Below are 4063 nucleotides of genomic sequence, written 5' to 3' on the forward strand. Positions count from 1 at the left end.
CTGCTTCATCATATAACGCACCTTGAATGGATTCACATACGTTCATCATACTGACTACCTAGCACTTACCCGAATTGTGGTTTTCAGGAGGAACGTCCTCTCACGATTCTTTTCCCACTCAGCCTAACGGCCAAGTTTCGTTACATTGTCCGAGCCGCTGCTTTATTCAGGCTCGTAGGTTCATCTGGTGATACAGATGGTTCACTCGTTAAGCGGTGAACAACGCTTCATACGACCTCAGGTCGCACGAACATCAATGTGTCATGGCGGCTGTCGAAAGAACCGCAGCCGACACTACAGAAGTGTTTTCTAAATAGTAAAGGATGACAAGGTCAGGCAAGGCGACACCTTTTCCGTTACGGCTTCGCCTTGATAAGTGGGGTCAGAGTAAATTTATTTACCACGCTATATTTGGACGGCGGAGCCAGGATCCCTAAATAATGCCAATAAAAAAGGCGTCTTGTTAGACGCCTTTTCTTATCAATGACCTTTTACGCTTTTTCAGGAATACGTTCCAGCACGGCGAGGAGTAGCTTCCAGTATTGGTCGACGGTCTCGATTAACACCATCTCGTCTGGGCTGTGTGGGAAGCGGATGGTGGGGCCAATAGAGACCATATCCATCTCTGGGTAGGGCTTCTTGAATAGGCCGCACTCCAGACCCGCGTGGATCACCATGATAACCGGTTCCTTGTTGTAGATAGACTCGTAGGTGTCTTTCACAATCGCCATTACAGGTGAGCTGCTGTTTGGCTTCCAGCCTGGGTATGCGCCGCTGAACTCCACCTCGGCACCAGCCAGGTTACTCAGGGCGGTCAGGTAGCCTTCGACCTCTTCGCGGCCCGAGTCGATTAAGGAGCGGATGAGGCAGAGGATGCTTACCGATTCGCCTTCAGTGGTGATCACGCCAACGTTTAGCGAGGTCTCGGTTACGCCTTGGATCTCATCACTCATACGCATCACGCCGTTAGGGCAGGCGTGCAGCAGGTCGATAAGGGTCTGCTGAGTGGCTTCGCTCATCACCTGAGTGGCGGCCGGAATCTCGCTTAGGGTCAGCAGCATGTCAGGGTCGGCGATGGCCAGTTCCTGACAAATCAGCGCCGTGTACTCCTGCATCAGGGCCTCGAGGCGTGGCAGGTTTTCGCTTGGCAGCATGAAGCTGACGCTGGCCTCACGTGGGATGGCGTTACGCAGTGAACCACCACTGAAGTTGGTGAGCTCCAGGGCCAACTCGTCGGCATGGTTAAACAGGAAGCGCGCTAACAGCTTGTTGGCATTACCACGACCCAGGTGAATGTTCACCCCTGAGTGACCGCCCTTAAGCCCCGATAGGGTGAGGGTGTAGGTCGATAGGCTCGGCTCGGCCGCCTGCCATACCATAGGCACAGTGATCTGAGCATCGACGCCACCGGCGCAGCCCATGTAGATCTCGCCTTCCTGCTCTGAGTCTGTGTTGATCAGGATCTCGGCGTCCAGGTAACCGGCTTCCAGGCCAAAGGCGCCTGTCATGCCTGCTTCTTCATCTATGGTCAGTAAGACTTCCAGTGGGCCGTGAGGGATGTCGTCGCTGCCGAGAATCGCCAGGGCCGACGCCATGCCGATGCCGTTGTCAGAGCCGAGCGTGGTGCCCTTGGCCTTGACCCAGTCGCCGTCTACATAGGCTTCGATGGGATCTTTTTCAAAGTCGTGCACCTTGTCGGCGTTTTTCTGCGGCACCATGTCGATATGGGCCTGCAGGGCAACGACCTTGCGGTTTTCCATGCCTGGAGTCGCAGGCTTCTTGATGATCAGGTTACCGACCTTGTCTTCGACAACGCTGAGTTGTTTGTCTTTGGCCCAGTTTTGGATGTATTGGCTTAGCGCCTGCTCATGCTTAGAAGGGTGGGGAATGGCGCAGATCTGTTCAAACCACTGCCAAAGTGCCTGAGGTTGCAATTGACTTAATGTGCTCACGGACAACTCCTCTGTAATAAAGGTCTTTGAGGTCTAATTTGGCGATAGTCTATCATAGACTCTAGGCAGGCGGGGGCATTTGCCATGAGGAGTGGCAACCAGGAGACAGAGCATCCTGATGCTCGAGTGTCATATTTAGTTGCCACCTTGAGGCACGGCATCAATATTTTCATTTGGCATTGGCGCCAGATAGGAGAATAATGCCAACTCTCACGACGATTAAGCCTTGCCTGACATGCCCTTAGCCCAGCCCTCAACATATGGGTGACTGGCCACAGAATTTGCAACAGGCTATCGTATTCGTGGGTAAGGTTGATCATTACGATAGACAGGCAAAGATCTGTCATAGGTAGGGGCACTACATGATTTGTGGGTGCCAATCGATTCGGCTAAGACCGAAAAACTGCTAGATGAAAAGGATGAGGCATGATTGGGGTTCAATTTATAGATGTAACAGATTCAGAAGCCATTTTTGACGATAACGCGTGGGATGCCGTGGTCATAGTGACCCATGGCATAGAGGCCATTGCCCAGGAGGAGCTGGCCATGTTGGCCAGCCATGGTGCCCAGGTGGATGCCAGGGTAGGGCGCTCGACCACATTATTATTTGCTCCCGGGCTGGCCGGGGGGCGCCTGATTGTCGCGCCAGTCGTCGACAGCGACAGTGATATACAGGATGTTCGTGGATATAGCGACGCCGCCCGTCAGGGGATAAAGGTGGCCTTCGATGCGGGCGCCAGACGTCCACTGCTGATCGTCACGCCATCGACTCAGGCAAGGTATCAGCAATCTATGGGCGTCGCCGCGCTGGGCTGTGCCCAGGCGTTGTGGCAGTCGCTGGAGCGCCGCGAGGCCCTTGGCGAGATGGACAACATCTCACAGATCGGTCTGCTGGTAGATGAGAAGGCGGCCGAGCTGCTTAGCGCCATCGAGGCGGGCAAGCATTTGGCGCGTGACCTTTGCGGCACCGAGCCCGAGCGTATGTCGGCCCCTGCCTTCGCCCAATACTGTGTCGATGGGCTGCAAGGGCTTGGCCTAACTATGTCAGTGGTGGAAGACAGAGACGTACTCGAGCGCGACTATCCGCTGCTGAGCGCCGTGGGGCGCGCCTCCTTTGCCGTCTCCAGACATCAGCCTAGAGTGGTTAAGCTAGAGTACAAAGCCGAGGGGCCTATCGAGCGCAGCTACTTCTTTGCCGGTAAGGGCGTGGTATATGACACGGGCGGAGCCGACCTTAAGGTGGGCGGTGCCATGGCCGGGATGAGCCGGGACAAGGGCGGCGCGGCCGCGGTTGCCGGCCTGATGAAGACGCTGGCGATGCTAAAACCCAAGGGAGTGCGTGTGGTTGCCGAGCTCGGCCTGGTGCGCAACAGCATCGGCAGCGAGGCCTTCGTGACCGATGAGATCATCACCAGCCACGCCGGTGTGCGGGTGCGCATAGGCAACACTGACGCCGAGGGTCGCCTGGTGCTGGCCGATCTCCTGTCGCACCTCAGGCTCAAGGCCCAGGAGGCGGTGGCGCCTCAGTTGTTCTCGGTGGCTACCCTCACCGGCCATGTGGTGCGGGCCTACGGTGGTTATACCGCCGTGGTCGAAAATGCTGTGGCACGGCAGCAGCAGGTAGGCGACAGCCTGCAAGGGATCAGTGAGGCCTGGGGCGAGCCGATAGAGGTGTCACGCCTGCGCCGCGACGACTATCAGAAGATTGTCGATCCCTCTGGCGCGGCGGATCTGTTGTCATCTAATAACGCGCCTTCGTCGGTGACGGCAAGGGGACACCAGTATCCGGCGGCCTTCCTGCTGAAAGCCTCAGGGCTTGAGGCCCATGGACTGACGAGCGACAAGCCGCTGGCCTACACCCATGTGGATATTGCCGGTAGCGCCACCGAGGGTGACCCGCTTTATGGCACGCCTACCGCGGCGCCACTTGTCAGTTTGTGTCAGCTGATCCGCGGCTGAACCAAGCAGACCCTAGCCTAGCTGGGCGCAAAATTTGACCGGGGCAAGCATAGGCTTGCCCCTTTTTGTTGTCGGATCACAATAGGGTTAAAAGCGTGATCTCGCCCCGCCTCGCAATGGGGTTTTGATGTGGTAAAATTACATTTTGAAGG

General features: G+C 56.4%; 2 protein-coding genes. One reads left to right on the forward strand and one right to left on the reverse strand.

The features are described from left to right. Positions 1-491: 491 nt before the first annotated feature. Complete coding sequence (locus tag L1D47_RS20285; RefSeq protein ID WP_239886577.1) at positions 492-1952, reverse strand: aminoacyl-histidine dipeptidase; 1461 nt, start codon at positions 1950-1952, stop codon at positions 492-494. A 426-nt stretch (positions 1953-2378) separates the two neighbouring features. Between L1D47_RS20285 and L1D47_RS20290 the strand changes: the two genes are divergently transcribed. Beyond that, positions 2379-3911, forward strand: a complete 1533-nt coding sequence (locus tag L1D47_RS20290; protein WP_239886578.1) for a leucyl aminopeptidase family protein — start codon at positions 2379-2381, stop codon at positions 3909-3911. The last annotated feature ends 152 nt before the right edge of the window (positions 3912-4063 follow it).

The organism is Shewanella sp. Isolate7, from assembly GCF_022398425.1.
Lineage (GTDB): Bacteria > Pseudomonadota > Gammaproteobacteria > Enterobacterales > Shewanellaceae > Shewanella.

Coding starts and splice junctions, on each gene's coding strand:
- L1D47_RS20290 (WP_239886578.1), top strand. CDS start 2,379: ATGATTGGGGTTCAATTTATAGATGTAACAGATTCAGAAGCCATTTTT.